General features: G+C 71.0%; 13 protein-coding genes. All 13 read right to left on the bottom strand.

The features are described from left to right. The coding region (locus tag GWK61_RS33130) for a DUF3291 domain-containing protein (RefSeq protein ID WP_194915629.1) at nucleotides 1-362 on the bottom strand (362 nt) is incomplete at its 3' end. 84 nt (nucleotides 363-446) lie between these two features. Then, the gene (locus tag GWK61_RS33135; protein WP_323747865.1) at nucleotides 447-1,736 is read right to left on the bottom strand and encodes an MMPL family transporter; all 1,290 of its coding nucleotides are present in this window, start codon (nucleotides 1,734-1,736) and stop codon (nucleotides 447-449) included. 138 nt (nucleotides 1,737-1,874) lie between these two features. Then, nucleotides 1,875-3,092 carry an SDR family oxidoreductase gene (locus GWK61_RS33140; protein WP_194915631.1) on the bottom strand — a complete coding sequence of 406 codons (1,218 nt, stop codon included), beginning with the start codon at nucleotides 3,090-3,092 and terminating at the stop codon, nucleotides 1,875-1,877. 46 nt (nucleotides 3,093-3,138) lie between these two features. Then, entirely contained in the window at nucleotides 3,139-4,389 is a 1,251-nt protein-coding gene (locus tag GWK61_RS33145) for an aspartate aminotransferase family protein (RefSeq protein ID WP_194915632.1), read from the bottom strand. A 9-nt stretch (nucleotides 4,390-4,398) separates the two neighbouring features. Further along, the gene (locus tag GWK61_RS33150; protein ID WP_194915633.1) at nucleotides 4,399-4,800 is read right to left on the bottom strand and encodes a type II toxin-antitoxin system RatA family toxin; all 402 of its coding nucleotides are present in this window, start codon (nucleotides 4,798-4,800) and stop codon (nucleotides 4,399-4,401) included. Nucleotides 4,801-4,815: 15 nt separating this feature from the next. After that, nucleotides 4,816-6,612: an acyl-CoA dehydrogenase family protein gene (locus GWK61_RS33155; protein WP_194915634.1), complete on the bottom strand. Its 1,797-nt coding sequence runs from the start codon at nucleotides 6,610-6,612 to the stop codon at nucleotides 4,816-4,818. Beyond that, a complete protein-coding gene (locus GWK61_RS33160) occupies nucleotides 6,609-8,483 on the bottom strand; it encodes an acyl-CoA dehydrogenase family protein (protein WP_323747863.1) in 1,875 nt (624 codons plus the stop codon). Before GWK61_RS33160 ends, GWK61_RS33155 begins: the two co-directional genes overlap by 4 nt. Continuing rightward, nucleotides 8,480-10,075: a PfaD family polyunsaturated fatty acid/polyketide biosynthesis protein gene (locus tag GWK61_RS33165; RefSeq protein ID WP_194915635.1), complete on the bottom strand. Its 1,596-nt coding sequence runs from the start codon at nucleotides 10,073-10,075 to the stop codon at nucleotides 8,480-8,482. The genes GWK61_RS33160 and GWK61_RS33165 overlap by 4 nt, the downstream gene beginning before the upstream one ends. Next, the gene (locus tag GWK61_RS33170; protein ID WP_194915636.1) at nucleotides 10,072-17,145 is read right to left on the bottom strand and encodes a polyketide synthase; all 7,074 of its coding nucleotides are present in this window, start codon (nucleotides 17,143-17,145) and stop codon (nucleotides 10,072-10,074) included. Before GWK61_RS33170 ends, GWK61_RS33165 begins: the two co-directional genes overlap by 4 nt. A 113-nt stretch (nucleotides 17,146-17,258) precedes the next feature. Continuing rightward, complete coding sequence (locus tag GWK61_RS33175) at nucleotides 17,259-23,354, bottom strand: type I polyketide synthase (RefSeq protein WP_194915637.1); 6,096 nt, start codon at nucleotides 23,352-23,354, stop codon at nucleotides 17,259-17,261. Nucleotides 23,355-23,387: 33 nt separating this feature from the next. Beyond that, nucleotides 23,388-23,669, bottom strand: coding sequence for an acyl carrier protein (locus GWK61_RS33180; protein WP_194915638.1), 282 nt, complete (start codon nucleotides 23,667-23,669; stop codon nucleotides 23,388-23,390). A 48-nt stretch (nucleotides 23,670-23,717) separates the two neighbouring features. Then, nucleotides 23,718-25,019: an NAD(P)/FAD-dependent oxidoreductase gene (locus tag GWK61_RS33185; RefSeq protein WP_194915639.1), complete on the bottom strand. Its 1,302-nt coding sequence runs from the start codon at nucleotides 25,017-25,019 to the stop codon at nucleotides 23,718-23,720. A 39-nt stretch (nucleotides 25,020-25,058) separates the two neighbouring features. After that, complete coding sequence (locus tag GWK61_RS33190; RefSeq protein WP_323747864.1) at nucleotides 25,059-25,838, bottom strand: thioesterase II family protein; 780 nt, start codon at nucleotides 25,836-25,838, stop codon at nucleotides 25,059-25,061. Nucleotides 25,839-26,135: the final 297 nt, after the last annotated feature.

Consider the following 26,135-nt stretch of genomic DNA (forward strand, 5'->3'; position numbering starts at 1 on the left):
GCCCCCCAACCCAGCGGCAGATCCCCCGCCCCGGCCGGCGTCTCGATGAACTTCGGGTTCCCGACCCGCCCCTGCATCGCGACGAGCATCGCGGCGTGCGAGCCCTCGCGGACGAACTGGTCCATCGCGGCCTTGTCCGACCAGGCCGACAGGGTCCAGAAGGTCTTCTTCAGCAGCTTCGCGTCCAGGGCGTAGCCCGCGCAGCCCGGCGCGGTGCGCAGCTGCTTGCGGATGCGCATCGTCCACATCAGGAACCGCGGCACGTCCGTGTACCTGCGCAGCGGCAGCCGGGAGGTGAGCACGTGCAGCTCGGCGCCCTCGGCAGGCTTGAAGGTTCCCTTGGTCCAGGGCAGAGCGGGCATGACGGTTCCTTCGTGATCTGGGAGGCGTACGGGGTCAGTGAGCGGGGTCAACGTGCGGGTCAGTGAGCGAGTCAGTACACAGGGTCAGTGAGCGGGAGATTCCACCGGATCGGCCGGCAGGCGGGTGGGCTGTTGCGGTGCGAGTTCGCCGTCTGATTCGCGGATACCGAAGCGATCGTAAACCCGCCGCAGCGGCGCTGGGGCCCACCAGCCGGCGTGTCCCAGAAGTCGCATGATCGCCGGCACCAGGAGGATGCGCACCACCGTCGCATCCAGCACGATCGCGACCACCATCCCCACCCCGAACAGGATCATCGTCAGGATCTTGCTGGACGACATCGCGGCCAGCGGCACGCACATCAGCAGCGCCGCGCTGGTGATCAGCCGCCCGGTGCGCTGCACGCCGGTCGCCACCGCGGCCGTCGGGTCGCCGAGCGCGACGTACTGCTCCCGCACCCGCGACATCAGGAAGACCTCGTAGTCCATCGACAGTCCGAAGATCAGGGCGAACAGCATGATCGGGTTGTTGGGTTCGATGTTCCCCGTCGACTGGAAACCCAGCAGGCCTTCGAAGTGGCCGTCCTGGAAAACCCAGACGAGCACCCCGAACGTCGCCGCCAGCGACAGCAGGTTCATCGCCATCGCCTTCAGCGACAGCAGCACCGCCGCGACGCCGCCGTAAGCCATCGACTTCAGGAACGCGAACAGAAAGAACGCCATCGAAGCCAGCGCAACAGCCACCGTGACGCCGGAAACCGCGGCCGTCCGCCCGGCCATCGCCAACGTCCGCGACAGCGCATCAGCACCGGAACGCCCCTGCTCCATCTCCTCCCGGAACCGGCTGACGATGAACAAGCCGTAGTCGATAGCCACCGCCAGCCCAAGGATCGTCACCAAGCTCATGGCGAACACCGAGATATCAGTGAACTGAGCAAACAACCTGAGCACAGCCATCGACCCGAGAATCGACAACCCACCCACAGCCAACGGCAGGCTCGCAGCGACCAACCCGCCGAAGACGACCACCAAGAAGACGAACAACACCGGGAATGACAGCCCCTCGGCCATCCCCAGATCGTTCCCGACCTGCTGCCCCGCCTCATACCCGGCCGGCGTATTACCGCCCTGAACAGTCCGCAAGCCCGCCGCCGACAGCTTTCCCTTGACCTTCAGATAGCTGTTCTGCTTGGCGTTGTCGTCCGTGGCCGGAAGGGCGTCGAGCACGCCCTCCACGGCCTGACGGAAAGCCGGATCGTCGACCGTACGGCCCGCACTGCGATAGATGATGACCGCGTCCGGACTCCGCTCCCCGAACACCCCGACGCCGTAGATCCCGGACAGCACCGCCAGAACGACGGACGCCGTCAGGACCACCAAACGTCGGCGATGGACGAGACGCCCGAGTCGTTCGAACACTGTCTCAGCCCTTTTCAGCAGTCGAGAGCCAACATCAGCAGCGAAGCCAACGCCAGCCGTGAAGCCAACATCAGCAGCAGGAAGTCACCCCACCCCTCACGCCGCAGGCAAAAACCCGCGCCGCACGAAGTAGTCGGCATACTTGGCGAACAGCACCTCATCGATCGCCGGGCACGTGATATCAGCCCCCTGCGCCCCGGCCCCGCGCAAAAACCCGCGCGTCACCTCGTCACCGAACGGCGGCTGCTCCTCCTGCTCCATCAGCATCGCGGTCCGGATCAGCGGGAACATCGCGTTGGTGATCCCCTGAGCCGAGATCGCCTTGAGCCACTTGATGATGCTGACCTCCTTGAGGTCGTACCCCGCGGCCCCGATGAAGCCCTGAATCGTCGCCGACTCGATAGCCTCCGGCCCGATCTCGTGATAGTTCCCGCCGATCGCAGCCTCCTGCCGCGAGATCGCCACGATCGCCGCGCAGACGTAGTCGACCGGCACCAGGTTCATCTTCAGCCGGAAGTTGCGCGGGTACACCCCGGCCTGCACCGACCCGATGACGAAGCGCCACACGAAGTCGTTGCGCTGGCAGGCCCCCGAGCGCGAGTCGCCCCACACCTGCGTGGGCCGGTGCACCGTGACCGGCACGCCGCGCTCGCGCGCCGTGGAGATCAGCTCCTCGGCGACCCACTTGGCCTTGGAGTAGCCCAGCGGCATGTCGTCGGCCGGGCCGGTCGGGTACTGCTCGTCGCGCGGGGTGGTGTTGTCCCCGGTCCGGCCGTTGAAGATGCCGGCGGTCGAGACGTGGTGCAGCGGGGCCGAGGCCGCGCACGCGAAGCGCAGCACCTCGTGCGTCCCGCTGACCGTCGCCTTGCGCAGCCACTTGTAGGGGGTCAGGAAGTTGACCTTCGCCGCGGTGTGGTAGATCGCCTCCACCCGGCCGGCGAGCGCCTGGTACTCGGTCTCGGACAGGCCGAACCGTTCCAGCGTGATGTCGCCGGGGACGACCTCGATCCGGTCGGCCACGTCCGTGACGTCCACGTCGAGCCCTGCCAGGTTCTCCAGCAGCCGCTCGCGCGCCGCCTCCGCGGAGTCCCCGCGGACCAGGCAGTGCACCGTCAGGCCGGTCGCCAGCAGTTCGCGCAGCAGGAACGAGCCGACGAAGCCGGTCGCCCCGGTCAGGAGCACCGACGTCGCCTGCGCCACGGGGGTGCGCGGGGTGAAGCCCTCGATGTCCGCCGCCAGCACGCTGTCCTCGGCGAGCTGGGCGGCGTCGCCTTCGATCTGGGTGGTGTCGCCTTCGATGTCGGCAGTTGTCATGTCCTTGCCTTCCTTACTGTCTCGCCACTGTTCTCGCCGTCTCGGGCTACGCCACCGCGGCGCGGGCCTGTTCGATCGATCCGCGCAGCAGGAACAGGGCCTGCTCGATGTCCTCGGAGGTGGCGACGATCGGCGGGATCAGCCGCAGCACCTCCGGCCGGCTCAGGCAGGTCGAGACGACCAGCCCGCGCTGGGCCAGGCCGACCTGCACCTCGCCGACGAACTCCGGCGAGACGAAGTCGACGCCCCACAGCAGGCCCCGGCCGCGCACCGCGGAGACGGACTCCGGGTGGTCGGCGGCGATCGCCTCCAGACCGGCGGCCATCTCGGCGCCGACCCGCAGGCCGTCGGCGACGTGCTCCTCGATCGTCGCCAGCGCGGGCACGATCGCGGCCGTGGCCAGCGGGTGACCGGAGAAGGTCGCGGTGTGCAGGACGAAGTCGGCCGCCAGCGGCGCGTACAGCTCCTCGCTGCACACCATCGCCGAAACCGGCACCACGCCGCCGCCGAGCGCCTTGCCCAGCAGCACCGCGTCCACAGGCAGGCCGGCCGCCAGCGCCACTGACCGCTCGCCGCAGCGCCGGAGGCCGACCTGGATCTCGTCGGCGATCACGAACGCGCCGGCCGCCTTGGCGTCCGCGCACCAGCGCGCGAGGATCGCCGGGTCCAGCGTGGTGACGCCGTTCTCGCCCTGGACGGGCTCGAAGATCAGGGCCGCGACGTCGTCGGTCTCGGCCAGCACCCGGGCGACCGCGTCGGGCCGCGCCGGGTCGATGTGCACGGCGCCGGGCAGCACCGAGTCCAGCCCGCCGCGGAACCGGTCGTGGTGGGTCAGCGCCAGGGCGCCGAGGGTCTTGCCGTGGAAGGCGCCCTCGACGGCGATCACGGTGCTGCGACCGGTCGCCACGCGCGCCAGCTTGACCGCCACCTCGACGGCGTCCGCGCCGCCGCTGCCGAAGTACACCTTCGGCAGCGCACCTCCCAGGTAGTCCACGACGGTCTCGGCGGCCAGCGCCGGCACCGGGTTGAGCACCGAGCGCGTCGAGGTGGGCATCCGGTCGAGCTGGTCGCGGACCGCCCTGACCACCGCGACGTTCCGGTGGCCGAGCAGCGCCACCGCGTAGGACCCGAAGTCCAGCGCCTGGCGGCCGTCGGACAGCGTCACGCGGCAGCCCTCGGCGGAGGTCTCGACCGCGCCCTGGCCCATGAACTTCCCGGCCATCGCCAGCGACGGCGAGAAGTGCTTCTTCACCTGCTTGAACGTCGCCTTGGCGTCCCCGGACTTGATGTCGCTCATAGCTGTCCCCTACTGCTCGGCGCGGGCCACGATGGCACCCGCGTAGCCCTCGATGGCCTTGGCCACGGCGGGATGGATCATCTCGGCCACCAGCGGCAGACCGATGTCGAACTCGACGCTGACCTCCAGCTCGTTGGCGTGCACCTGCCAGTAGCCCTGGTAGCTGTTCAGATCGCCGTCGGTCTGGTGGAACTCGATGCGGCGGTCGTCGGCGGAGATGCGGTCCTCCTGCTCCCACTCCATCTCCGAGCCCTTGAGCTCGACGATCCAGCTGCTGGTGCGGCGCGCGCCGTCCTCGTCGAGGATCTCGATCTCGTTCACGCCGGTCATGTATTCCGGGTAGGACTTGTAGTCCAGCAGCACGTCCCAGACCTGTTGGGCCTCGCACGACATGGGGAGTCGGGAATTCATCGAGTACATGGGTCCTTATTCCGTCTCTTCAGGGGTTCCGGCCTCGCCCGAGGCCTCGACCTGGATCTGCCAGTGCGAGAACAGCTTCCGCTCGCCGTGCAGGCGCAGCAGGACGTCGGTGACGCGGTCGATGGCGGCCACGTCGGTGACGGTCTCGGTCGGGTGGAACGTGCGCCAGACCCGCTCCAGGCACAGCAGCAGGACCGCGCCGTCCGGGAAGGGGTCCGCCAGCACGGCTTGGGAGTTCACGATCAGGTGGATGACCGCCGCGCCGGCGTGCAGCGCGCAGTACTGTTCGGCGAGCCGGTAGAGCTCGGCGGAGGCGCCGTAGGCACGGCCCAGGCGCTCCTGCGCGTCCCGCTGGTCGGCGGCCAGCCGGTCCACCTCGGCGAGCAGCCGGCCGGCCAGCTCGGCGGACTGCTCGAACCAGGCGCGCTGCTCGCCCTCGCGGGTCCGGGCCAGCTCGCGCAGCCTGGCGACGGCGTCCGGCAGCGCCACCAGCACGACGTCGCCGTCCCGGCTGAACAGCTGCTGCTGGGCCGGCACCCACTCGGCGAGCTTGGCGTCGATGTCGTACATGAGCGCGGTCTTCGCGATCGCGGCGGCGCGCTGGTCGGTGGTCGCGGTGGCGGACCGGGTGAGGATCGTCTGCAACTGCGCGCCGACGCTCTTGAGGTTGACGACCGTGTTGCCGTCGGCGAACACCGAGACCAGGATGTCGCGCAGCATCTTCTGGAAGATGCCGTAGTGCGGGTGCTCGCGCAGGTACAGGCGGGCTCCGAGCACCAGCGACAGCTGCGAGAGCGTGCGCTCCAGCGAGGTCGGGACGAAGTACTTCACGATCGCGGAGGTGATGCCGACCTGGTCCGGGCACGCCTGCAGGGCGCGCACGCCACCGGTCGCGACCGCCTCGGACAGCAGCAGGTCGGCGAAGCTCTCGGCCATCTGGCGCCGGGTGTAGGGGATCTCGGCCACCGTCTTGCCGAAGATCTCCCGCTTGACGATGAAGTCGGCGGTCACCCGCAGCGCGGTGTCCGCGGCGCCCAGCGCGATGCCGCTGATGGTGGTCCGGGCGACCTGGGCGCTCTTCAGGACCAGCTCCAGGCCCTGGCCCTCGCCGCCGATGAGGTGGCTGTCGGGCACGAACACCTGGTCCAGCACGATGCCGCTGAGGTCCAGGGCCCGAAGGCCGTGCAGGCGCTCGTTCGGCACCTCGCGCACGGATCCGGCCGGGCACAGGCGCTTCTCGACGGCGAAGATCGACCAGTCCCCCGGCCCTCCGCGCTCCCCGGTGCGGGCGTGCACGGTCACCACGTCGGCCAGCGTCGCGATGCCGATCAGCCACTTCTCGCCGGTCAGCAGGTAGCCGCCGTCCACCTTCTCGGCACGCATGTCGTTGGACAGCACGTCGCTGCCGTGGTGCCGCTCGGACAGGCCCCAGGCCATCTTCGCGCCGTTGTTGATCATGGAGACGAAGCGGGTCCGCTGCTCCTGGCTGCCGCCGATCCAGGTCGGCATGAACGCCAGGTCGGTGAGCATCAGGGCGCTGGCGGTCGTCGGGTCGCGGCGCGCCACCAGGCGCAGCAGCAGGAACCCGGTCTCGACGTCGCCGGCCCGCCCGCCCCACTCGGCCGGCAGGCAGTACTCGTGCACCGCCCGCCGCTGGAGCTCGCCGACCAGCTCGTGCGGGAACTCCTCCAGCTCGTCGTACCGCAGGATCCGCTGGAACGACAGCAGCGTCGCGGGGTCGTGGGGATCGCCGAGGTTCCGCTCGAGGTCCTCGGCGACGGCGACATTGTGCTGAACCGTCATGGCAGCACCGGTCCTTTCGCATCGTCCTTGTCTGTGGCCTCTGAACAACCGGCTCGCCGCCCGGCCAGCTGGAGCGGGACGGCGGAGAACATCCGCACGTCCTGCCACAGGCCGGCGGCGATTCGGTACGCCTGGTCGGCCAGCGGCATGGAGAGCCGGGCCGTGCGCTCGGCGGCTCGGTCCAACAGCAGCGCCAACGACGCCGTCAGCCAGCCGAGCGCGCCGGGCGGGCAGCCGTAGAGCGAGCGCTGCCGGTTGAACGACCACAGGTGCACGCACGAGGCGGCCGCGTGCAGGTACGCCACGCGGGCGGCCAAGTCCAGCTGCGTGGTGCCGCGCAGGGCGGGAGGCAGCGAGGCGGCGGCGCGGATGTCGGAGGCGGCCGAAGCCAGTTCGGCCTCCAGCCGCGAGAGCAGTTCCAGCAGCAGGACCGCGTCGGCTTCGAGCACGTCGGGGTCCAGGGCCGCGGAGGCGATCGCCGCGCGGACGTCCACCAGGACGTGCGCCAGCTCGCCGGTGACGACGTCGCGGCCGCGCGCGGCGAGCGCGAGGCGGTCGAACTCCAGCGGCGGCAGCTGACGCCCCAGGTCGAAGGTGGCGGCCAGCAGTGCGGGATCCGTACCGGTGGTCCTGGTGTTCTTGTCAGTGTCGGCGGCAGCGTCGGCCGCGGCTTCCGCGTCACGGAAGGCGCCCAGCTGCATCACCACCAGCCGCTGGTTCGCCGTCGGGCTGGTGTCGAAGAACCGGACCGCCGCGTTGTCGGCGCGCAGCACGTCGAACGCGCCGGCCGCGCCCTCGCGCAGCACGCTGCGGCTGCCGAGCACGTCGGCGCACCGCGCGAACACCTCCTCCGACAGCGCGGTGAGCACCGTCTTCAAGGTGCCCGACCACAGGCTCTGCTTCTCGGGGAAGGTGTGCATGGCCCGGACGCAGCCCAGCGCCGCCGCGTCGGCCGCGATCAGCGCGGCCGCGGCGGTCCCCAGCTCCCGGCGGTTGGCAGGGTGCTGATCCACCGGCTTGCCGGCCACCACGTGCCGGTGCGCGAAGTCCAGGGTCAGCCGCAGCGCGCTGTCGGCGGCGGCGAGGTTGGCCGCGGTGCTGGTGGCGCGGACGATCTGCATCGCCTTCATCGCGGTTTCCATGCCGTGGCCGACCTGGCCGACCAGCGCTTCGGCGGCGATCGGCACGTCGGCGTAGCGGATCTCGGCGTAGTGCGCGCCGCGCATGCCGGCCACCTGCTGGAACCGGACCGTGGTGGCCGAATCCGGGCTCTGCCAAGGCTCCAGCGGCTTGTCCAGCAGCACCGCGCTGAACGCGGCGGGCCCGCGGCCCCCGGTGCTGGCGATCACCAGCGCGGCCTCGGCCGGGCCGCCGAAACCGGTCAGCCACTTCACGCCGTCCAGGCGCCAGCCGTTCTCGGCCGCGGTGAGCGTGCAGGTGTTGGCGAGCAGATCGCTGCCGTGGTCCGGTTCGGAGAAGGAGAACCCGATGGAGCCGCCGCCGCGCAGCAGCTCCACCACCCGCTCCCGCTGCTCTTGCGACCCGGACAGCAGCACGCAGCTGGTCGCGGTGATGTCGATCATCGTGGCCGGCATGACCGTCAGATCACGCCGGGCCGCGACCCGCACCAGGGCGAACAGGTCGTCGTAGCGGACCAGGTCCCCGCCTTGCGCGAGCGGCACGTAGGACAGCCGCAGCGCCGGTCCCGCCGCCTTCGTCAGCGCCTCCGGGAACGAGCCTGACTCTGCCCTGTCCACCATGGCCTGGAAGCCGCACGGGTTGCCCGGGTCGGCCGGGTCCCCGAGCGCGGCGTCCAGGTCGGCCGCCGCCGAGTGCAGATCGGCGGCGGCGAGCAGCCCGACGGCAGTCACAGCTCGTCCGCGGCCAGCTCGGACGGGACCGGGCGGAAGTCGCCGCAGCCGCGCGGCATCCGCACCCCGGCCAGGGCCAGCTGCTGCACCCGGGAGGTGAACGCAGCACCCTGCATCAGGTTGCGCGCGACGTCGGCGACCCGGCGGTTCTCGGCCCCGGCCAGGTAGGTGCCGCGCACCCACTCGTTGAAGCTGCCCATCGCCGGGCCGCACCAGATCTGGTAGTCCAGCCCGCGGTCGCCCTCGCCGACGACGGCCCAGCGCGAGGCCATGCCCAGGTACCAGCGGAAGACCAGCGCCATCTTGCGCTTCGGGTCGCCGGCGGCCCGGGTCAGCTGGTCGGGGTCGCGGCGGGTGAAGTATTCGGTGACGTCCTGCCAGACCTCGTCGACAGTGCGGCGCAGGATCTGCGTCTCCAGCCGCGCCAGCTCCTCGGCCGGCAGCGCCTCCAGGCCCGGGTAGGCGGAGTACAGCTCGTAGAGGCGCTTGGCGCGCATCGCGAACATGGTGCCCTTCTTCAGCACCTGGAGCTGCACGCCCATCTCGAACATGTCGGCCGCCGGCGCCATGTCCACGTCGGCGACGCCGGCCTGGACCAGCAGGTGCCGCACCTCGCTGGAGGTGCCGGCCTCCAGGCAGGACTGGTTCACCGAGCCGGTCACGATGTAGTCGGCGCCCATCGCGAAGGCCGCCGCGGCGGCCAGCGGGGTCCCGATGCCGCCGGCCGCGCCGACCCGCACCTCCAGCGGCAGCCGCAGCTCGTTCCGCAGCTGGTCGCGGCGGCGCAGCACCGAGGCGAACGCGGTGGTGAGCGGACGCCGGTCGGTGTGGCCGCCGGAGTCGGCCTCGGCGGTGACGTCGTCGGCCAGCGGGACCTGGCGGGCGATCTCAGCCTGCTCGGCGGTCACCAGCCCGGCCGCGACCAGCTCGGCGACCATGGCCTCGGGCGCCGGGCGCATGAACTTCTCGGCCACCTCGGCCCGGGAGACCTTGGCGATCACCCGGTTCGCGACGGTGATCCAGCCGTCGGCGGTGCGGCCGAGCCCGGCCACGCGGTAGCGCACGATGTTCGGCGTGATGTCCATGAAGGCCGAGGCCTCGACGCAGCGCACGCCGTAGCGCAGGAACAGGTCGACCGCCGCGCGCTCCAGCTCGGCCTCGCTGGGGCTGTGGATCAGGTTGGCGGCGTAGGGCAGCCCGGGGATCTCGGCCTGGAAGCGCTGGAGGGCGGACTCCACGCGGGCCGGCAGCAGTCCGGCCGCGCCGAACGAGCCCAGGTAGCCGGCCCGGGCCAGCGCGATCACGTAGTCCTCGGAGGCGATGCCGCCGGCCATGGCGCCGCCCATGTAGGCGTACTTGACGCCGTGGTGGGCGCGGAAGGCCTGCGAGCCCAGCCGGTCCGGGGTCAGCGGCCCGATCGCCGCGACCACGGTCTCGTCGTCGACCGGCCGGCGGGTGGTGACCCCGATGCCCTCGGGGCTGCGCACCACGTAGACCGGCGACTCCAGGTCGGTCAGGGTGCTGTAACAGCCTTCGACGGACGTGTGGACCACCGGTTCGACGAAGTCCTCGGTTCCCAGGGTGATGCTCATCGTTCGTCCTCTCGACGGTCGTGCACCTCAACTGCGATGTCCGTGATCTCGTAGATGCGCATTCCGGGCTTCCACACGTTGGCGTCGGCGATCACCAGGACCCGGTCCGCCTCCCGCCGGATCTCCTTGACGTGCAGGTCGAAGGTCATCGGGCCCTCGGTCCGCAGGATCTGGCCGCGGTACTTCCAGGTCGTGGCGACGCCCAGCGGCATGGCGAAGACCGGGTCGGCGAAGTCCTCCCCCAGTCCCAGGTCGATGGCGTACACCTGGAGCGCCTGGATCAGGGCCTCGACGCCGAGCGAGCCGGGCATGACCGGGTCGCGGTAGAAGTGGCACTCGAAGTACCAGTCGTCGTGGGCGATCTCGCGGTGGCCGTACAGGTAGCCCTTCTCGTACTTGCCGCCGCCGGCGACGATGTCCACGGTGTCGACCATGCGCAGGTGCCCGTCGGCCAGGCGCAGGCCGGGCCGGGTGAACCAGTCGTCGACGTGGCGGATCGCCAGGGTCCGCTTCGCCGAGGCCGGCAGGGCCTCCTGCTGGTCCAGCCAGGGCGCCACGTACTTGCCGGCGTCCAGGCCGACCTGGTTGGCCAGGGCGTCGGCCGTGTGGTAGCCGAACATGGACTCGCCCTTGTAGAACAGCTCGCCGTCGGCGAACAGCTCGTAGCTGAACTTCTGCAGCGAGGTCCCGGGCATGATCTGGTTGAAGGTCATCCGGGTCTGCTGGCGGATCGTCTTGCCGCGCAGGTCGATCTGCTTGACCACGCTCGCGGTGCCGTCCAGGTTGCGGATGTTGAGTTCCTGCTCCGGCGTGGCCAGGGTCGCGCCCAGGTAGTAGCCGAGCAGGATCGCGGCCTGGAGCGAGGACTCCATGTACACACAGTTCGGCATGCCCGGGAAGGAGTTCTCGTGGAAGTACCAGGCCTCCGGCGGGCAGTCGTACTCGGTCTCCATGGTGGCGCCGGACTTCAGCGTGCCGCGCACCCCGCCGAACTTCATGATCCGGTCGACGAAGCGGAAGTCCCCGTTGGGAATGTAAGGGGCCTTGCGGTCCGCGTAGATCTCGAACTCCGGACCCATCGCGGTCGCCAGGTCGCCCTTGGCGGCGTGCGACAGGTGCAGCTCGTTGATGAATGCCGGCTCGCCCTGGGCATTGCGGCGGCCCAGGAATGCGGGGATGCCCCCGGTTTCCGGCCGGTACTGGGTGCCGGGCTTCTCGCGCACCTGCACGCCGAAGTTCTGCATGCTGATCATCGCCTTGTCGCCGTCGTAGACGACGATGTCGGCGATCACGGTCGGCCGCGGCAGCATGGTGATCTTGGTGATCTCCACGTGGTAGCGCAGGCTCTTCTGGTTCGGCGTGATCTGGCCGCGCACCTTCACCTGGGTCTTCAGGCCCGGCACCGACTGGAACTCGGCGTCCGGCAGCACCAGGTGCAGGCCCAGGTACATCGCGTAGACCTGGAGCAGCTGCACGCCGCCCTCGGCGACCAGCGAGCCGGCCAGGACCGGGTCCCCCGGGAAGTGGCACTTGAAGTACCAGCCCTCGGGGTCCAGGTGCTTGACGGCACTGATCTCGCCGATCCCGCAGGGGCCGCCGAGCCGGTCGATCACGGTGATCTCGTCGATCATCCGCAGCATCGTGTCCGGCAGCCGCAGCGAGCGGTTGCTGCCGTCGGCACTCTGGTCCCAGGCCGGGCCGAACACCTCGGCAGGGCGGCCCTGCGCGAGCAGTTCGAGGTCTGCGGCACCGAGCGAGGTGCGGTCGGTCCGGGCCAGCGGCTTGAACCAGGTGCGGGTCAGGGCCTCGCGCCGGCGGCGGTCGGCGGCGCTGGTCACCACGCCGAGGGAGTTCTCCAGCTCGGCCGCCGAGAAGAACCCGGCGCAGGCGTTGAGCAGCTCCAGGATGAGCTCGCCGTCGGCGTAGCACTTGTAGTTGAAGAAGAACAGCAGGCTGTCGCCGTTCCAGACGAAGCGCGAGATGTTGATGTCGTAGCGCAGGGTCTGGCCCTCGCGGGGCAGGCCGCCGTGGAACACCAGCTCGCTGTCCAGCAGCCGGTACACGCGCTCGCCGCGGTTGCGGAAGTCGATGCCGAGGTAGCTGATCAGCAGCAGGTCGCACTGGCCGGCCTCGATGGTGACCGCGCACGGCACCAGGCCGTCCACGCTGTACCAGGCGCCGATCGGTACGTCGTACTCGGTGGTGATCGACGAGGGCTCGTAAACGCCCGGCGTGCCCTTGAGGTCGGTGACCCGGGTGACGAAGTGGTACGGCGGCTCGGGCAGCCGCACCCGCACCGGGAAGGTGTCGTATTCGGCGAAGTCGGGGCCGAAGACGTTGGCGACGTTGCCCGAGGCGAACTCCAGCAGCTGCGCCTCGTTCCAGATCACGGGCCGTTCAAGAGTCGCGGCCTGCTCCGGTGTCGCGGGCTGCTCGGGAGCGAAAGGCAGATACCCGCCCCGCTCGGCTTCCAGAGCATCCAGGCTGGCGTGCGCCAGCGTGCCCTGAACCCGCAAGAACGAGCCGTGAGCCTGGAAGACGGTGTGGCGCATGGGACCCAGCACCCGGCTACGGGCCGCGACCGCGTAGTCGGAGACCGGGGCGGCCTGCGCGAACTGTGCGGCCTGCGCGAACGCCGCGGCCGGAGCGGCCTGGGCGACCGGGACGGCCTGGGGGAAGTAGTCGGCGACCGGGACGGTCTGCTGGGCGGGGATCACAGGCTGCGCCACGGCAGCCACCTCCACGGGACGGCGAGCGGGCAGGTACACGAACGGCTCCGCCTCGATGACGATGACATCGGGGTCGGCGGTGATCAGCAGCGGTCCGACCTCGGCGTCCAGCGCGCGCAGCTCGATGGCGTCGGCCAGGACGGGCTCGGCCCGCTCCCGGACCCGCTCGACCAGCGACTCGCCGCCGCAGACGACGGTGGCGCGGAACGCCGGCACGGACGCCTGGACCGGAGCCGGGAACAGGCGGTCGAGGCGCACGTCGACACCGTGGCTGACCAGGCGGGCGACCATGGCGCAGACCGACTGGCCGACCGACATGCCGCGGCGGTCCACCGCGACCGCGACGTGCGAACGGCCGGCCAGGGTCTCGCCGATCCACCGGGTGCAGGTCGCACCGGGACCGACTTCGATGAAGACCCGGAAGCCGCGCTCGTAGGCGTTCTCGGTGAGCCGGGCGAAGTCGACCGTGGTGCACAGGGTGTCCGCGATGCGGCGGGAGATCACTTCCCGGTCCGACGGATCGACGAGCCCGTAGTCGAAGCTCGACAGCAGTTCGAGCCCTGACTGCGGCGCGCCGAGCGGGTGGTCGTTCAGGGCCGCGAACTGCGGGTGCGCAGAGAGCACCACGGCGTTGTGCATGACGTGGTTGGCCGGTGCCTTCGCCGCCTTGCAGCCCAACCGGTTCTTGAGCTCTTCGACCTGTTCCGGAAGGCCCGCGACGACGACCTCGTTCGGGGTGTTGACGTGCGTCAGGTACACCCGGTCCAGGCCCGGCATCGCGGCCCGCACCTCTTCGGCGCCGGCCAGGAACACCTGTGTGGTCCACACGTCACGGTCCCGGGTGGCGTCCGCCAGACCCCACGCGGACCGGACGAACCGCTTGGGTCCGCACAGCTGGTCCACGAACAGCGGGGAGGCGATCAACGCGGCATCGTCGCGCACGGACGCGTCCCACACGTCCATTGCGAAGAGCATGCTGCTCTCCCCCAGGCTGTAGCCGAAGCCGCCGTCCGGCCGGATGCCCAAGGTGTCCCGGAGCATCCGCGTCGCCAGCACCGCGGAGTTGGTGCCGATGGCGAGCATGGTCGGGATCGACTCGATCAGCTCGCCCTCGTGGCGCATCAGCGCTTCACGGTCCACGCCCAACGGGGCGCTCGGGAACAGCGCCGCGTGCTTCAGCTCCGACCACGGCGCGCGGGCGTCGCGTTCGAACTCCGACAGCAGGCCGGGGAACAGGGTGAACACGTCGCGGCCCGCGCCGGGGTAGGCGGTGAAGGCGCCCGGGTAGACGAAGGCGACGCGGCCGTCGGAGCCGACCGGGTTCGCCGTGCAGTAACTGCCCGCCGGCGTCGTCCAGTCCCGGCCCTCGGCGACCGTCTGCGGCAGGTACTTCATCGCCGAGGCGAGTTCGCGGCGCAGACCGGCTTCGTCGGGGGCGACGATGGCAGCGACGTAGCGGCCGCTGCGGGGAGTCACCGCGCGCGCCCGAGCCAGGTCGATCGGCGCGCGGCCGCTGTCGAGGGCGGTCAGGCATTCCTGCGCCGCGGTGGCCAGCTCCTCGCCGGAGCCGCCGGACAGCGGGATCAGCACCGGAGCGCCGGCCCCGGTCCAGTCGATGGCCTCGATGCCCAGGCGCGACGGCGGCGCGGAGAGGATGACGTGGGCCGCGGACGCGCCGTCCACCGCGTGCACCGCCGCCGCCAGGCGGTCGTCGACGCGGCGCGGCAGCCACGGCACTCCGGCGTCCAGCAGCCGCAGCGCCGACGCGGCGAAGCCGGCGGCAGCAGCGGCCGTCTGGAACAGTTCCGGCGCGGCCGGGGGCAGTTCGCGGTGCCGCAGGCTCAGCGCCGCGCTGACGACACCGACCAGCACACTCGCCTGCTGGGTGTCGCCGATCAGCGGCGGATGAGCGGCCAGCACACAGCCCGGGGTGTCGTCGCCGCGGGCCTCGTAGATCCGGCTCAGAGCACTGAGCTGCTCGGCATCGATCCCGCCGGCCAGTTCCACATAACCGATGTCCTCGCAAGTCAGTCCGCTGCTCGCCAGCGCGTCTTCCACGTGCGCGGCAAGCGATGGGGAGCCGGCGGTACCGGTGACCACCGCGTCAACGGTCAAAGCCGAGCCCGCTGCCGCACGAGTCAGGACGAGGGCTGCGGCACCGTCGGCCAGCACCGGCCGAATACCGTTCGCGAGCGCCGTTCTGACCAAGGTGTTCTCGTACCCGGCGGCCAGCTCGACACCGCCGACCAGGACCGCCTCGACGGTCGGGTCCAGCAGCAGCAGTCCGGCCACCTCCAGCGCTCGCGCGCCGCCGGTGGCATCGCCGGTCACGGTGAACGCCGGCCCCGTGAAGTTGTGCGCGGAGGCGATCCGTGCGGCCATGACGTTGCCGATGTAGCTCAGCACCTCGTTGGCGCCGATGGGGTCGTGCACGCCGGAACGGACCGCGGCCTCCAGCCGGTCGAGCTCGTCGGCGGTGAGGTCCAGTCCGGTGCGGGCGACTTCGGCGCGGACGTGCGCGCCGATGTCGAAGCGGGCGCGGTGGGCCAGCGAGCGGGGCTCCATCTCCATGGCGATGACCACGCCGACCCGGCGCTCGCCACGGCCCTTGGCTCCGGCCGCCGTCAGCCGGGCTTCAGCCAGCGCCTCGTTGGCGGCCTCGAAGAGCAGCAGATGCTGGGGGTTGGCCTGAACGAGCTCGGCAGGCGGCATCCGGTAGCCGCGGACGTCCACCTCGACGCTGTCGACGTAGCCGGCGTCCGTTTCGGACTCCAGCTCCGTGATGCCGAGGGATTCCGCGCCGTACCAACGGGTTTGCGGCCGTGCGGCGAGCGCCGGGCGGCCGGACCGGCGCGTGCTGCGCAGGGCACTGACACTCGCGACCTCGCCGACCCGCACTCCCATGCCGGTGATCGCCATCCGGACCGGCTGCGGCGCGGCGGGCTTCGTCTCCGACGCGGTCCGGGCCGCCGATTCGACGGCGTCGGTGAGCACCAGGTGGGCGTTCGTCCCGCCGAATCCGAAGGCTGACACGCCCGCGCGCCGGGGCCGCTCGCCGTTCTCCGGCCACGGCCGGTTCTCGGTCACCAGGCGGTCGGCGGCGTTTTCAGCCCCGGCCGGCCGGATCGGGCCGGTCTGCGTGGGCGTGGCCGGGATGACCCCGTGCCGCATGGCCAGGATCACCTTCAGCACGCTGGTGAATCCGGCGACCGTGAGCAGGTGGCCGACGTTGCCCTTGACCGAGCCGAGCAGCGGCACCCGGTCGGCGCCGAAGAATTCGGTGAGGCCGCGCAGTTCGATCGGGTCGCCCACCGGCGTCCCGGTCGCGTGGCACTCGATGTAGTCCACGCTCTGCGGGTCCACGCCGGAGCCGTAGGCCTGCGCGTAGGTGGCCAGTTGGCCGGAGATGTTGGGGACCAGGGGGTGCGCGCCGGCTCCGTCGTTGCCCAGGCCGATGGACTCGACCACGGCGTGGATGCGGTCGCCGTCGCGGACCGCGTCGGCCAGCCGCTTGAGGACCAGCACGCCCGCGCCCTGGCCGGTCACGATGCCGGAGGAGGCCGCGTCGAAGGGCACGCTGACCCCGTTGGCCGGGTAGGCGTGCAGATCGCTGAAGGACAGGTGGATCAGCAGCGGGTCGGGGGCGCAGACCGCGCCGGCCAGCACCACGTCCGCGGCGCCGGTGGCGAGGTAGTCCCGGCCCAGGCTCACGCTGTACAGCGCCGAGGAGCACGCCGCGTCGAGCGCGAGCCGCGGCCCGCCGAGGCCGAAGGCGTCGGCCACGACCGTGGCCGGCAGGCCGGACGGCCACAGCGAGCGGACCGGGACGTTCGGCTGCCAGGAGCCGGACCCGCCGGCCTCCGGCAGCGGGAGTCCGGCCTGGCGCAGGCCGTTGCTGACGCCGTGCCGGTAGAACGGCAGGCACAGCTTGCCCGACTGTTCCGTGGGGAAGGAGTAGTTGCCCAGCACCAGGCCGGTGCGGGCCAGCGCCGGGTCGTCCTCGGCGATCCCGGCGTCGGCCAGCGCCTGCCGGATCGCGTACAGCGGCCACCGGACCACCGCGCCGAGACCGTCGACGGCGCGCGCGTCCACGCGCAGGCCGTCGTGGTCCATCTCCGGCTCGGTCACGAAACCGCCCCGCACCGAGGTGATCTTGTGAGTGTCGTCTCCCCAGCCGCCCGGGTTCGCCGGGTTGGCGCCGAAGGTGGAGATGTCACCGGGGCGGCGCAGGTCGGCACCGGCGAGCAGGTTGTCCCAGAACTGCTCGGGCGTGTTCGCGCCCGGCAGCAGGCAGCCGATGCCGACGATGGCGATCGGCGTGCCGCTGTACGTGTCCGACATGGGGGTCACGCTGTCCGATCTGTATCAACCGCTAGGTTCTGTATCAACCGCGAGAAGCTGTATCAACTACGAGAATCTGTATCTGTCTCTACCGATGGGTTCTGTCTCGTCCGTCAGGAGGCGAACTTCGAGCCCAGCGCGGCGTCGGCGACCAGCTGCACCGCGCCGAAGCGCAGCAGCACCCGGCCGTCGGGGCGGCAGGCGGTGACAGTGCCCTGAGCCACCGAGCCGTTCACGGAGAGAGCATCGACGACCACCAGGAACTCGCCGGTTTCCGGCAGGCCCTCGTAGACCTCGACCGCGCCGATCGCCGTCGGCAGGCTGTTCAGGCCCATGGTCCGGTGCACCTGCACCAAGGCCGCCTGCAGCAGCAGATCCGCCGATTCCGGGGAGTAGTTCCCGGAGGCGAACTCGCCGCCGCCGAGCCGGACCTCGACCGGACGGCACACCGCCACCAGCCGTCCGTCCGGCGCGGCGAGCGTGCCGGTGATCCGGGCCAGTGCCGGACCGTGGAACAGCACCCCGGTGTCGTAGGCCGTGACCGGCTCGACCCCGGTCAGGGACGGCAGGGACACGGTCGGCGCGGCGCCGGTGGGCTCGGTGGGCACCTGCGCCCGGAAGCGCGGGCGGCCCGAGGAATCCGTGACCAGCACCTGCTTCCCGGTCACCATCAGGTCGAGGTACTCCGGCGCGTTCTCGTCGAAGACCACGCCCTTCAGGACCGAGAAGTCCTTCAGCCTCGTCACCGCACCGCCCCGCAGGCGCTGCATCGTGCCGAGGATGGCGCCCACCGCCGCGGTGGCCGGCAGCACCGGGATGCCGCCGATCGCGTGGTCGGCCAGGAGTTCGCTGTGCGCGAGCCCGGTCGTCGACAGCCGCAGGACCGTCTTCGCCTCGCCGAGCTCACGCTCGGGACGCGCCGACAGCGGCTGGTTCGGACCCACCACGCACACCACGTCCTGCGAGCGCGCGGCGCTGAACTGCTCGGTGAAGAACTCCACACCGGTCTGCAGCGGGATCAGCGTCACGCCGCGCTCGGCGAACATCCGCTCCAGCGCCGGGGTCACCATGCCGCCGGCCCAGGCGCCCCAGTTCACCGAGGTGACCCGGGTGGCCGGAAGCCTGCGGCGCAGCGTCGTGGCGACGCGGTTGAGCGCTTCGTTGGCGCTGGCGTAGCTGGACTGCCCGCGGTTGCCGAAGAACCCCGCGACCGAGGAGAACAGCACGACGTGCTTGAGCCGGTCCTCGGCGACCGCGTCCAGCGCCGAGCGCAGTCCGGCCAGCTTGGTGGCCAGCACCGGGCCGACGTCGGCCGCGCGCTGGTCGACGACCGCCTTGTCGGCGAGCACGCCCGCACCGTGGATCAGACCGCTGATGCGGTCCCGGTACGGGGCCAGCGCCTTCGCGGTGGCCGCGGCGTCGGTCACGTCCACGGCCAGGTACTCGGCCGTGGCGCCCGCCGCCTTGATGGCGGCCAGCGTCTCCCGGATCTCCCGGGAGGCGACCAGGCCGCGGAAGACGCGCTCCACGTCCTTCGGCATCGGCTTGGCACCGCCGGCGCGCAGGTCGGCCACGATGGCGCCCTTGAGGGCGTCGTCGGGGACTCCTGCGGCGTAGGCGGGCTCCTCGACCAGCGGGCTGCGGCCCAGCAGCAGCATGCCGCTGCGGTAGCGCCGGGCCAGCCCGATCGTGCAGGACGCGGTCACGCCGCGCCCGCCGCCGGTGACCACGAACAGATCGTCCGGCGTGGGCTCGGCCACCGACTCGCCCTGCGGGAGCAGCGGATCGGTGCCGTCCTCCAGCGACACGGCCGGGGTGCGGCGGACCAGGTAGTTGTGATCCGGGTCCGCCGCCACGCCGACCTCGGTCACCGAGGTGTCCGCGTCGTTGAGCTCGGCGACCAGCTGGGCCACCGCGGCCTCGACGCCGAGCTCGGGGCTCAGGTCGAGGGCGCGGCAGAACAGCGTGGGCGCCTCGATCGCGAAGGTCTTCACCATGCCCGCCAGCCCGCCGAGCAGGCCGGCGGCGTCGGTGCCGCCGGAGTAGCCGACCAGGCCGTCGATCCGGCTGACCGTGACGAACGCGGCCCGGCCCTGCCCGGCCGCCGACTCCAGCGCACGCTGCGCGGAGGCGGCGACCAGCAGCGCCGACTGGAGGGTGTCAGCGGACTGCGACCAGTCGGCCGGGGCGTCGGGGGCCGTGAAGACCACCAGGTCCAGCCGGCCGGCCGGCGGCTCGTCGCCGAGCCGCACGGTCCAGCCCGCCGCGGTGAGCGCGGCGGTGAGGGGTTCGGTCAGGGCGCTGCCGGCGCCGGCGAGCAAAGCCACCGGCTGCTCGGCGTACGCCCCGACCAGAGGGAGAACAGAGGGGATCTGAAGAAGGCGCGCCTGCATCCGTCCGATGCGGGACGCGCCGTCAGCTTTTGGGTGGTTCGCCTCCGCGCCGTTCGTCCCGGCTATCGCACCGGCGATGAAGGTGACGATGCCGCCGAGGCTGCGCATCTCGCCCATCTGCTCCGGGCCCGCCTGCGGGCTGTCCGGGAAGCGCTCCTGGAGCGCGCCCATGATCTCGACGCGCTTGATCGAGTCGATGCCGAGGTCGGCCTCGACGTCCATGTCCAGGTCGAGCATGTCGGTCGGGTAGCCGGTCTTCTCGGACACGACGTCCAGCAGGACCTGCTTGACGGTCTCGGCGACGTCGCCGGCAGAGGCCGCGGGAGCGGCCGGGGCGGCGGCGGCCGGAGCCGGCGCGGGGGCCGGGGCGACGGCCACGGGAGCCGGGGCCGGAGCCGGGGCGACCGGAGCCGGGGCGGGAGCCACGACCGTGGCGACCGTGGCGACCGTGGCGACCGGAGCAGCCGGGGCGACCTGAGCGACGGCGACCGGCTGGGCCGGAGCAACCGGGGCGGCGGCGATCTGCGCGACCGGAGCCGCGATGGCCTGGCGGGGAGCGGAGTAGTTCATCTCCGTCCGAGGACGCGGCAGCTGCTCGACCGTGTGGCGGACCGGCGCGGGAGCCGCGCCGCCGAGGCCGGCCTCCAGGTACGCGAAGCCCAGCAGCACCTCGCTGGCCTGGCTGTGCGCCTGGCCGATGGAGACGCTGTGGTCGCTCACCGAGGCGAGGCCGGCGACCGTGCGGTCGCTCAGGGTCCCCTGCAGAGCGTCGTGCTCCAGGATGCCGCTGAGGCGCTCGGCCAGGCGCAGCTGGCTGCTCAGGTACTCGCGGTGCAGCGCGAGGTGGTCGCCGGCCAGGGTGTTGTCGTACCCGGGCGCGGCCGCCGTCGCCGCCGGAGCGGGGTGGCTGTTGCCGTTGCTGTGGCCGTTTCCGTTGCCGTTCCCATTGCCGAGCGGGGCCGCGGCGGCCGGCGACGCCGGCACCCGGTACCCGTTCTCGAGGTCGTCCCGATAAGCGCTGCGGCGCTCCTCGGAGACGTAGTTGACGCCGTTCAAGGGAATCCTCATTCCTTTCTTGCCTTCGACTGCTTCCGGGGTCGGAACGCTGTAGCGGTTGAAGCCGGACAGCGGCAGTCCGAGGACCGCGAGCCGCGCTGCGAGTTGCTTGAGGGACCGGTCGCCGTCGCCCTTCGGACCGGCGTCGGAGGACACGACGACGACGTCGTCGTGGTGGTCCAGGATCTTGCGCACCAGGCCGGAGAGCACGGTCTTGGGGCCGAACTCGACGAACACCCGGTATCCGGCCTCGTACATCTCCTGCACCCGCGCGGCGAAGGCCACCGGCCTGGTCAGCTGGCCGACCAGGACCGATCCGTTGACCTCCAGGTCGTCGCCGTACTCGGCGCCGGCGGTGTTGGCGAACACCGGGATCTGCGGGGTGCCGACCGGCACCTCGGCCACGGCCGCCCGGAACGCCGGGACGCCGTGCTCGACGTAGGAGGTGTGGAACGCCGCGGACACCGGCAGCAGGGTCGCGCCCAGGCCGAGCCCGTTGGCCTCGTCGGCGAACGCGCGCACCGCCTCGGTGCCGCCGCCGACCACCGTCTGCTCGGGGGCGTTCAGGTTGCAGACCACCACGTCCGAGTGCTTCTCCAGCAGCTCGGCGAGCTTCTCCGGAGCGCACTTCAGCGAGGCCATGGTGCCCCGGTCGGAGGCACCCTCGGGGAGCTGGGCCATCGCCTTGCCGCGAGCGCGGGCCAGCGTGTGGAAGCCCTCGTCGTCCAGCGCCCCGGCCGCCCACAGCGCGGTGAGCTCGCCGAAGCTGTGGCCCAGCGCGCCCTCGGCGAGGAAGCCGAGCTCGGTCAGGTAGCGGTACTGGCCCGCCGACAGCGCGCCGATCGCCGGCTGCGCGTAGTCGGTACGCCGCAACGCCTCTTCCTGACGCGTCGCGGTCTCGGCGTCGAACGCCTGCGGCGGGTAGAGCACGCGGTTCAGCGGCTCTTCGGGGTCGGAGATGCGGCTGGCCTGGTCCAGCGCCACCCGCACCGGCGGCACGGCCGGCGCGGTCTGCACGCCCATCGCTACGTACTGGCTGCCCTGACCGGCGAACAGCGCGGCGATCTTGCCGGGCACGCCCGCCTCGCGGCGGTACCAGACCCCGCCGGGGAGTTCGAACGCTGCGACGCCACGGTCCGCGCGCAGCTTGTCGACCGCCTTGTCGCGCAGCGTGGCCAGCTCGGCCTCGTCGCGGGCGACTACCGCCAGCCGAGCCCGGTCCGCCGCAACCGGCGCATCCACGCTCTCGCCCTTCGGGCTCGCCGCGACGGCGGCCAGAAGTCCTTCGACATCCGCACCCTGCCACAGGTGCACCTGGTATCCGCGGTGCAGCACCCTGAGTTCGGCTCCAGCGGGGTCATACTCCTCCAGCACACAGTGGAAGTTGGTGCCGCCGAACCCGAACGAGCTGCTGGCCGCGCGCCGCTTCTCGCGGCGGGGCTCCAGGACCCACGGACGGGTCGAGGTGTTCACCCAGAACGGCGAGTTCGGGAAGTCGGCCGCCTCCTTGGGCTTGTCGACGTTGATGGTCGGCGGCAGCACCTTCTGGTGCAGCGCCAGCGAGAGCTTGATCAGCCCGGCCGCGCCGGCCGCCGCCTTCGTGTGGCCGATCTGCGACTTCACACTGCCGACCGCGACGAACTGTTTCTCGTCGCTGGCCGCCGCGAAGACCTCGCGCAGCGCCGACAGCTCGGTCACGTCGCCGACCGCCGTGCCGGTGCCGTGGCACTCGACCAGGCCCACCTGCTCCGGGCCGAACCCGGCATCGTTGTAGGCGCGCTGGAGGGCGACGACCTGGCCTTCCTTGCGCGGGGCGTAGATGCTCTTGAACCGGCCGTCACTGGAGCTGCCGATGCCGCGCAGGACCGAGTAGATGCGGTCGCCGTCGCGCTCGGCGTCCTCCAGGCGCTTCAGCGCGAGCATGCCCATGCCCTCGCCGATCATCGTGCCGTCGGACTTCTCGTCGAACGGCCGGATCACGCCGGACTTCGACAGCGCCGGGGTCTTGCTGAAGCACAGGTACATCAGGATCGTGTTCTCAGCGTCGCACCCGCCGCTGATCATCAGGTCGGCCCGGCCCGAGACCAGCTCGGCGACCGCCATGTGCACGGCCGCCAGGGAGCTCGCGCACGCGGCGTCCACGGTGCAGTTGGTTCCGCCGAGGTCGAAGCGGTTCGCGATCCGGCCGGCGACGACGTTGCCGAGCATGCCGGGGAAGGAGTTCTCCTCCCAGGGCGCGAAGGCCTTCACGAACTTCGCCGCGATCTCGTCGGCGTCCCGGTCGGACAGGCCGCAGCTGCGCACGACCTCCTTCAGGACCGGGGTCTGCAACCGGGTGGCCAACGGCTGGGTCAGCGAGTTGGCCCCGGTGATGCCCAGGATGACGCCGGTGCGGCTGGAGTCGTACCACTTGGAGTCCAGCGCGCCGGCGTCGGCGAGCGTCTGCTTGGCGACCACCAGGCTCAGCAGCTGGAGGACGTCGGTGACCTCGAGCTGGTTCGGCGGCAGGCCGAACTCCAGCGGGTTGAAGTCCACCGTCGGGATGAAGCCACCCCGCTTGACATAGGTCTTGTCCGGAACGGTGGGATCGGGGTCGTAGTAGTCCTCGATCTTCCAGTGCGATTCCGGCACGTCCTCGATGCAGTCGGCGGCCTCCACCACGTTCGTCCAGAACTCGGAGAGGTCGGCCGAGCGCGGGAACAGCGCGCCCAGACCGACGATGGCGATCGGCGTGTCGCTGAGCTTCGTCTGAGTGTCCATAGTGCTTACCCCTTGGTCGCCGGCGGTTGCGAGTCAGAGCGCCGCGAGGCGGTCCTTGGCGGAGACGATGTATCGAGCGAGCTCGTCGATGGTCGGGTGGTACCAGAGCGCGGTGGTCTCCAGCTCGAAGCCCAGCCAGGACTCCAGCTCGTTGGCCAGCACGAGGGCTTCGGTGGAGTCCAGCCCGAAGGAGTCGAAGAAGTCGCTGATCGAGATCTCGGTGGTCTGGACCTGGAGCTTCCAGGCGATCTTCTCGATCAGCCAGCTCTGCACCTGCTCGACGGTCAGGCTGGCGAGGTCGACTTTGTCGGTCACGATCAAACTCCAAAAAGGTGTGGGGCGGTCTGGGGCGGTGTGGGGCGGTCAGCCGGCGTCGCGGTCGGACAGGCTGCGTACGACCGCGTCCGCCGCGGCCGCACCGGAATCGAAGCCCGACTCGTGGCTGCCCACGATGTCGATGCCCATCTTCCGGGAGTGGAAATAGGAGCCGGCGAATTTCACGCGCGATTCTCCTGCGTTAATTTCGTGAATCTTCGACTGCAGATTCCGGGCCTCCACGGTGAATACCGGGTGCCGGTAGTCGAATTCGCGGATGATCTGGTCCGGCTTGACGTCGAAGGGATAGTCAAGCGTGAGGAAGTAGTCGGTCCGGCTGCTGAAGTCGTGCAGCGAGTTGAGGTAGTACACGACCCAGGTGCTCATGTCCTGGTCGCTGCCGGAGCGCGCGTAGTTCCAGCTGCGCCACTTCTCCCGGTCCGCCGGCATGCACGCGACGTCGGTGTGCAGGGCGGCGCGCGTGGTGTTGTACTGGACCGCCTCCAGCATCCGCTGCTCCGGCGTGACCTCGGTCAGCAGGGCCAGCGCGTCGTCGGCGTGCGCGGCGAGGATGACCTCGTCGAAGCGCTCGTTTCCGGCGGCGGTCGACACCGTCACGCCGTCCGGGCCGGGGGTGACGCGCTCGACGCCGGCGCCCAGCCGCACGTCCTGGCCGGCCTCGGCGAGCTTCGCCAGCGCGGCGCGGACGTAGTTGACGCTGCCGCCGCTGACCGTGCGCCACGGCGCGGTCCGGCCGCCCAGGCCCTCCCGGCCGTGGCCGAGGAAGAACGCGATGACGGTCGCGGCCGGCATGTCCCAGATCCGGTCCGCCGGCACCGACCAGGCCGCGGTGGCCACCAGCACGACGAAGCCGTAGCGGAAGGCGTCGCTGTAGCCGTTGCCGGTCAGGTACTCGCCGAGCGACATCTCGGCCTGCTTGCGGATGAAGTGCCGGGGCGACTCGGTGTAGAAGCGCTCCGCCTCCGCCCACAGCTGCACGAAGTCCTCGGGGTACTTGGCGCGGATCGCGGCCTCGTCCAGCTCGAAGTCGTCCGAGACGTAGCAGATGCCGGTGTCGGCGTTGTGGAAGCTGAAGCGGCCCGGGTGGTCCTGGCAGGCGACCCCGAGGTCGGCGAAGAACTGGGTGATCCTCTGGTAGTGCGCCTCGTTGTAGACGATGAACGCGGTGTCCAGGCCGATGGTCCGGCCCGCGTCGGTCACCTCCACCGAGTTGGCGTGCCCGCCGGCGTTCGGCTCCTTCTCGAAGACCGTGACGTCGGCCCGTCCGCGCAGGTGGTAGGCGGCCGACAGACCTGATATCCCGGCACCGACCACAGCAACCTTCGCCATGCCCATCCCTTTCTGCTTTGTTCGCGATCCCCACGGATCTCAGTCGCGGGACCCCAGACCGACCGGCGTCCCCCGGCGGTCCCCGAGCACGGAGGAGACCGTGTCGAGCACGCCGGCGCGGCAGTCGTCCAGGTAGAAGTGACCGCCCGGGAAGATCCGCAGATCGAACCGGCCGAGCGTGTGCCCCGCCCAGGCCGCGGCGTCCTCGACGCCGGCCTTCGGGTCGTCCTCGCCCACCATCGCGGTGATGTCGCAGGACAGCGGCGGTGCGGAGTCGAAGCGGTAGGTCTCGATGGCCGTGTAGTCGGCGCGGATCGTCGGCAGGACGAGGTTCAGCAGCTCCGGGTCCGCCAGGACCCGCGGATCGGTGCCGCCCAGCGCGCGCATCTCCTCGATGAGCGCGGCCGTGCCGGCCCGGTGCAGCTGCTCGTGCCGGTGCCGGGACGCAGCCCGCCGGCCGGAGAGGAACAGATGCGCCGGACCCGAGGCGCCGTCCCGTTCGATCCGGCACGCCACCTCGAAGGCCAGTGTGGCTCCCATGCTGTGGCCGAAGAACGCGTACGGCTCGTACAGCCGCGGCCGGATCGCCGCGTAGATGCGGTCGGCCAGCTCGGGGATGCTCAGGACGCAGGACTCCGCGCGGCGGTCCTGGCGGCCCGGATACTGCACGGCCACCACGTCGATGTCGGCGGGAAGCGCGCGGGACCACGGGAAGTAGTAGCTGGCGACGCCACCCGCGTGCGGGAAGCAGAACAGGGGCATGCCTTCTGCGGACTGGCGGTAAACGCGGAACCAACTGTCACCGTCGATATTCGTCACCGCTATCACCTCTCCTGAACCCGATACAGAAAGCCGATTTCTCGGTCACGATCGACCGTATCCGGCCAACCAATTCTTCGGACCCCCTATCAGACCCCTACTTCCCGGCCCCGCATTGCTGGGAGATCGGCAGTGTTACTACGCTCGAAATCCAATGGCCAGGCGCCGGACACCGCGGACGGGACGGGCGAATGCTCAGCATGGATGAAGTCGACGAACTGCTGGCCCGGCAATGGCACTTCCCTGACGGGGCGGATGCGGGGGCGCTGGTGCGGCTTTGGGGGGTGGCTGCGGGGC

The organism is Catenulispora rubra (assembly GCF_015356825.1).
GTDB lineage: Bacteria > Actinomycetota > Actinomycetes > Streptomycetales > Catenulisporaceae > Catenulispora > Catenulispora rubra.

Bases quoted from the DNA above. Each gene is read 5' to 3' on its own strand.
- GWK61_RS33140 (WP_194915631.1), bottom strand. From the start codon at position 3,092: ATGACAACTGCCGACATCGAAGGCGACACCACCCAGATCGAAGGCGAC.
- GWK61_RS33145 (WP_194915632.1), bottom strand. From the start codon at position 4,389: ATGAGCGACATCAAGTCCGGGGACGCCAAGGCGACGTTCAAGCAGGTG.
- GWK61_RS33150 (WP_194915633.1), bottom strand. From the start codon at position 4,800: ATGAATTCCCGACTCCCCATGTCGTGCGAGGCCCAACAGGTCTGGGAC.
- GWK61_RS33155 (WP_194915634.1), bottom strand. From the start codon at position 6,612: ATGACGGTTCAGCACAATGTCGCCGTCGCCGAGGACCTCGAGCGGAAC.
- GWK61_RS33165 (WP_194915635.1), bottom strand. From the start codon at position 10,075: ATGAGCATCACCCTGGGAACCGAGGACTTCGTCGAACCGGTGGTCCAC.
- GWK61_RS33170 (WP_194915636.1), bottom strand. From the start codon at position 17,145: ATGTCGGACACGTACAGCGGCACGCCGATCGCCATCGTCGGCATCGGC.
- GWK61_RS33175 (WP_194915637.1), bottom strand. From the start codon at position 23,354: ATGGACACTCAGACGAAGCTCAGCGACACGCCGATCGCCATCGTCGGT.
- GWK61_RS33185 (WP_194915639.1), bottom strand. From the start codon at position 25,019: ATGGCGAAGGTTGCTGTGGTCGGTGCCGGGATATCAGGTCTGTCGGCC.